The organism is Trichococcus sp. ES5, assembly GCF_900067165.1.
GTDB classification, from domain to species: Bacteria; Bacillota; Bacilli; order Lactobacillales; family Aerococcaceae; genus Trichococcus; species Trichococcus flocculiformis.
Genome location: NZ_FJND01000043.1, coordinates 1 through 5,573 on the forward strand (window position 1 = coordinate 1; position 5,573 = coordinate 5,573).

General features: G+C 40.2%; 6 protein-coding genes and 1 pseudogene. All 7 read left to right on the forward strand.

Annotated elements, in window-relative coordinates; all coding sequences use genetic code 11:
- Positions 1-320, forward strand: a 320-nt coding sequence (locus TES5_RS14590) for an ATP-binding protein (RefSeq protein ID WP_198143376.1), incomplete at its 5' end; no start/stop codon positions are given.
- A 67-nt stretch (positions 321-387) separates the two neighbouring features.
- Positions 388-1,212 (forward strand): annotated as a pseudogene (locus TES5_RS14595) (IS256 family transposase); the annotation flags it as partial.
- A gap of 291 nt (positions 1,213-1,503) precedes the next feature.
- Complete coding sequence (locus TES5_RS14600; RefSeq protein WP_068562700.1) at positions 1,504-2,472, forward strand: glycosyltransferase; 969 nt, start codon at positions 1,504-1,506, stop codon at positions 2,470-2,472.
- 93 nt (positions 2,473-2,565) lie between these two features.
- Positions 2,566-3,225, forward strand: coding sequence for an IS30 family transposase (locus TES5_RS15715; protein ID WP_255356068.1), 660 nt, complete (start codon positions 2,566-2,568; stop codon positions 3,223-3,225).
- A complete protein-coding gene (locus TES5_RS15720; protein WP_255356069.1) occupies positions 3,165-3,584 on the forward strand; it encodes an IS30 family transposase in 420 nt (139 codons plus the stop codon). Before TES5_RS15715 ends, TES5_RS15720 begins: the two co-directional genes overlap by 61 nt.
- A gap of 309 nt (positions 3,585-3,893) precedes the next feature.
- On the forward strand, positions 3,894-4,874 hold the full coding sequence (locus TES5_RS14610) for a glycosyltransferase (RefSeq protein ID WP_068562701.1): 981 nt from the start codon (positions 3,894-3,896) through the stop codon (positions 4,872-4,874).
- Between the two features lie 105 nt (positions 4,875-4,979).
- A partial coding sequence (locus TES5_RS14615; protein ID WP_157080423.1) for a helix-turn-helix domain-containing protein occupies positions 4,980-5,573 on the forward strand: 594 nt, incomplete at its 3' end.

The following is a 5,573-nucleotide window of genomic DNA, read 5'->3' on the forward strand; positions in this document are numbered from 1 at the left end:
TGGAACGTCAATGGAAGAACAACACGTTGGAGACCTTCAAGCACCGCTTTGACAAGGTAAAGTTGGTTATCCTAGATGAGATGGGTTATGTGCCGTTCACCAAGGAAGGCGCCGAGTTGCTCTTCCAGCTGATCAGTGATTGGTATGAGACTAAAAGTATCATCATCACCAGCAATTTGGAGTTCAGCCAATGGAATAAGGTGTTTATCGATACACGTTTGACTGCGGCATTGGTGGACCGCTTGATTCATCACGCACACATTTTAAGTTTCACCGGAGAGAGCTTCCGGCTCAAAAACGCTCTATCAAGACCAAAATAATCAGAGAAAAATTTCAGGCGCAAAGGTGTGTACTTTTTCTTTGCAATATTGTGTAGGAATGTCTTGCAAAACACATGGGCATCACTACACGCCCCAAACCATGTCCAATATGACTAAATCATTTACGGAAGAAGTCACTTCATTTAAGGAACGTGAGCTTCATGACCGTTATGCCGCTATTTATATGGACGCAACCTATATCCCTTTAAAGCGGAAAACCGTCGCCAAGGAAGCCATTCATATCGCAGTTGGCATTCGCCCGGACGGTTCAAAGGAAGTGTTGAGCTATGCGATTGCACCAACTGAATCTATCACGATTTGGGAAGAGATTTTAATAGACCTCCAGGAACGTGGCGTGAAAAACGTCCTCCTTTTCATCACGGATGGCTTAAAGGGGATGGCAGGGGCCGTGCAGCGGTTCTACCCCAAAGCCCGTTTTCAACATTGCTGTGTGCACGTTTCCCGTAATATCAGTCACAAAGTGCGTGTCGATGATCGTAAGGAAGTCTGTGATGATTTTAAAATGGTGTATCAAGCGTCATCTAAAAAGGCGGCATTGGAAGCACGTGGTGCTTTTGCGGAAAAATGGAAAACCAGCTATCCAAAAATGGTGGAATCGATCCTTTCGAACGATTACCTGCTCACTTTCTATGATTTCCCATTAGCCATACGCAAGACTATTTACTCTACGAACTTGATTGAATCCTTTAATAAGCAAATCAAGAAATACAGCCACCGCAAGGAACAGTTCCAAAATGAAGAGTCGATGGAACGTTTCTTAGTCTCGTCTTTTGATACTTACAACCAAAAATTCCTAGGTCGCAGTCATAAAGGTTTCCAACAGGCCGAAGGCGAGCTCGAACAAATGCTGAGTCAACCGATGGAGAATTAGAAACAATCTACAGTAGGGAAGAACCATTTACACAAAATTATTGACGCTCCCGGTAAGTGTAAACAGATTAATAAAAGTAATTCTCATTGTTTTCAATTTTATACTCAGTTTACTGATAAATAAAGACTTTTTGAAAAAATCGCACAAGTTAGAAAAAACGGGATTAAAGGGACTTATATGATCATTGAAATGCTATTCAAAGAGATCGAAGGTGACACATAATACGGAGATGTGAAATTTTTTTGGCGGAAGTTCTTTAACTTAATTAGAGAAATTAAAAGGAGACAAGCAATGTTATTAAGTATTATTATTCCTGTCTATAACGTAGAAGAATTTATTCAAAGATGCGTAGAATCTGTTTTAAGTCAGGGATTCTCTGAAAACGAATATGAGATTTTACTAATAAATGATGGCTCAACAGATAATTCTTCTAATATTTGCAATCGAATGGGAAACATACATAAAAATGTCAAAGTATACCATAAAGAAAACGGTGGGTTATCTGATGCTCGTAATATTGGAATAGAAAATGCTGCCGGTAAATATATTGCTTTCTTAGATAGTGATGATTATGTGATCAAAAATTGTTACAAAAAGATGCTTGATGTAGGTATCATAAATGATGCTGATGTCGTTATGGGGAATGCAATAAACTATACAAATGAAAAGACACAACATCCTAAAACAAAAAAAAGGAAAACGACATTCTTGAAAGAAAATGGTGAAACGTTTCTTGTGAAATCAATAAAATCCAAGAGTATGTCAATGGCATCGGTTTTAGGTCTTTACAAGAAGGAATTCCTACTTAAAAATAATCTGAAATTCAAAAAAGGCATTTTTCACGAAGATGAATTATGGACGCCTCAAGTTTATTTGAAAGCTAATATTGTATGCTATACAGATTTAGACTTTTACATTCATTTTAATAGAGAAGGTTCTATAACAAAAAGACAAGATAAGACAAAGAATGCTTTAGATTTAATTAAAGTTTGTTATGAATTAGAGAAAATTTATGAGGAAGTCACAAATGAACAGAATAAAAGAGTCCTCCAGGATTACATCGCTATGCTTTACTTAAATGCAGTATTTATAGGTAAACTTACAAAAAAAGAATTCAGACATAAATTAGATCCATCCTTTGTAACTAGGAATGCAAATTCAATTAGAAATAAAATCAAGGCGAGATTATTCCTGCTAAATAAAGATTTATACTATAAACTAAATTATTTAACAAAAAATATTAAAAGGCGGATTTTATAATTAACTTAGCCAGTTGGAAATAAAAAAACGCCACGTGAATTCCATGTTATATTGAAGTTACCACTAACTATCAATAGACAAGGATGAATTCACATGACGCAAAACCATGATAACACAATTTCACGCAAGGGAAAACACCTATCCTACTCAGAACGTTTCCAAATCGCCATCCTGAAAAAGGAAAACTATTCCAACCGTCAGGTTGCAGCTGTCCTGGGGTGTGTGCCGCAAACCATAAACAACGAAATCAAACGCGGGACCATTACTCAGCTTAACCGCCAGAAGCAGAACGGGAAGGTCTACGACTATTATCATGACGTCTACGACGCCGATGCCGGGCAGGCGGCCTACGAGAAGAACCGGTTGAACTGCGGCAGACGGCCCTTATGGGCGGATACGGATGCCTTCATTGACTGGGTGGACGATAAGATGCTGTTGGAAGGCTGCTCCACGGACGTGGTGGGTTTTACCAGAAAACACGAGTTGTTCGACCCGGCCATCATCCCTGGGACCATCACCCTCTACCAGTGGATCGACCGCGGTATCATGAAAACAAAGAACATGGACCTGCTCGAAAAGCTGTCCCGCAAGCCCAAATCGTCCCGTCGGGGCAACCGCCCGAACAAACGGATACTGGGGAACTCCATCGAAGAGCGCCCAGAGGCGGTTGGCACCCGGGAAACCTTCGGCCATTGGGAAATCGACACGGTAGTGGGAAACAAGACCAGACCAAGTCGGATGCCGTGCTGCTGACGCTGGTGGAACGACAGACACGCTTTGAGGTCATCCAGAAGCTGGCCGGGAAGGATGCCCCATCGGTCAACCAAGCGGTTCAACAGTTGAGAGAACGGGCTGGCGCTCACTTCGGTCAGCTGTTCAAGACGGTTACCTCGGACAACGGCTCGGAGTTCGCGGGACTGCACCATGCCTTGCAGGATGTGGCAGACGTCTACTTCAGCCACTCCTATGCTTCCTGGGAGCGCGGGACGAGCGAAAACCAAGTCTTGCGGATTCAGCGTTGGATGAATGGTTACCCGCGGAAGATTCTGGGTTATGCAACGCCGCATGACACGTTTGTCCAGGCATTCAGGCAGGAACGGTTGGCGGTTTGACACGTGGACCCTTGACAACGAGCCTCCCTCGGCATGACTTGTGTCTGGAAAGCTGGCCGGGGCCAGCCGGTCCGGAGACTACCATGCCTCAACTCATTGTCAAGGGCCCACTCGATTAGAAAAGTTAGACGGTTTGTGGTAACGAACAACCGGGTCACCATGGGTGGCTAACTTAAACTTGAAATTTACGATATAATTTAGTCGAGGTTGTAAGTAAGTGCGAGAAAAAAGAATATAGGAAATTAGAGTGTGTTTTTCTTTTTAAAATGTTGTTACTACCAATTTATATAAAAAAATAGGAGGGGGATTATGAAAAAAATACTATTTATGATTGGAAGTTTAGGAGGAGGAGGAGCCGAAAAGACATTACTTGAATTAGTGAAAAATTTAGATAAAGAGAAATACGATATTACTGTAAAAACTATACACGATAAGGGAATTTATAGGGATGAAATAAAAAAATATGCAAAATATGAAAGTTGTCTCAAAATCTATAATAAGAAAGACAACACTTTTACGAAAGTTCTGGCGTATGTGATTATAAAAATTATGACACTTTTACCACCTTATATTTTATATAAACTTTTTATTCGTAATTTTTATGATGTAGAGATAGCATATTTAGAGGGAATGTGTACAAAAATAATTGCTGGTTCTACTAATACAGAATCAAAGAAGTTTGCGTGGGTCCATGTCGATCCATTGGTCCATAGCTGGTCAACATTAAGTTATGTTACACTAAATTCGGAAATAAAAAGTTATAAAAAGTTCGACAAAATATTTTGTGTTTCAAATTCAGTAAAAAAATCTTTCGAAAAAAAATTTAATATCGAAGCTGGAGTCCAATATAATGTTCTAGATGAGAAAAGCATAATCGAGAAATCAAAAAAAGAAATTGATCTAATAAATAAAAGCGAAAGATTTAGAATCATTTCTATAGGTCGTCTTTCACCTCAAAAAGGATATGAGAGGTTATTGAGGATTCATAAGCGTCTTATTGATGAAGGTATTAAGCATGAACTGTTAATTCTTGGGGATGGAGATCTCAAAAATAAGTTACAACAGTATGTTATGGAAAACAAACTATCTGATACTGCTTACCTACTAGGATTTCAAGATAATCCGTACAAATATCTTAAAAACTCTGACCTCTTTGTATGCTCCTCCTTTACCGAGGGATTTAGTACTGTAGCCACAGAATCCATAATACTTGGAATACCAGTAGTAACGACGGATTGTGCCGGTATGGAGGATTTACTCGGAGAGTCCAGGTACGGGTGTCAGTGCTAAACTAAATTGAACAGTTTTCGATGAACAAGATTGAACACTTTCGCCAAAAAATATCTCCAATCCTGTATACTTTTAAAGGTATCTTAGGTTATTGGAGGACGAAAGGTGAAGAAGAAGTTAATGTTATATTTGGAAATTCAACAGATGAAGGAGCGGGGCTTTTCCATCCAACAAATCGCAAAGCAGTTGAAGGTATCCCGCACAACGGTTTATAACTACATGGAGAAGACACCGGAAGAAGCTTTCGAATGGGTCAATTCATTAGGTTCGAGGAAGAAGAAATTGGACCCATACAAGGATTGGATTGTTGCTTGGCTTCAAGAGTATCCGCATCTGAATGCGTCTCAAATACAGGATTGGCTGCTTGAGAAATTCCCCGACTTCACCGTTGGTGAACGTACGATGCGGTTATATGTGAATCAAATACGCGAAGAATATCAGATAGCTAAAACTAAAGTTGTGAGGCAATACGAGGCGGTCGAAGAACAACCGATGGGAAAACAGGTGCAAGTCGATTGGGGCGAAACGCGTCAAAAGACACAGGATCAAAGAGAAATCAAATTATACTGCATTTGTTTCTTACTTTCCCATTCACGCTACCGCTATGTGGAATGGCAAAACCGCCCCTTTACGACTCGTGATGCCATTCGAAGCCACGAGAATGCCTTTGAATTCTTTGGTGGCATGCCGGAAGAAATC

What these genes read in the sequence shown, in the direction of transcription:
- TES5_RS15715 (WP_255356068.1), top strand. Translation starts at nt 2,566, where the DNA reads ATGACGCAAAACCATGATAACACAATTTCACGCAAGGGAAAACACCTA.
- TES5_RS14610 (WP_068562701.1), top strand. Translation starts at nt 3,894, where the DNA reads ATGAAAAAAATACTATTTATGATTGGAAGTTTAGGAGGAGGAGGAGCC.
- TES5_RS14600 (WP_068562700.1), top strand. Translation starts at nt 1,504, where the DNA reads ATGTTATTAAGTATTATTATTCCTGTCTATAACGTAGAAGAATTTATT.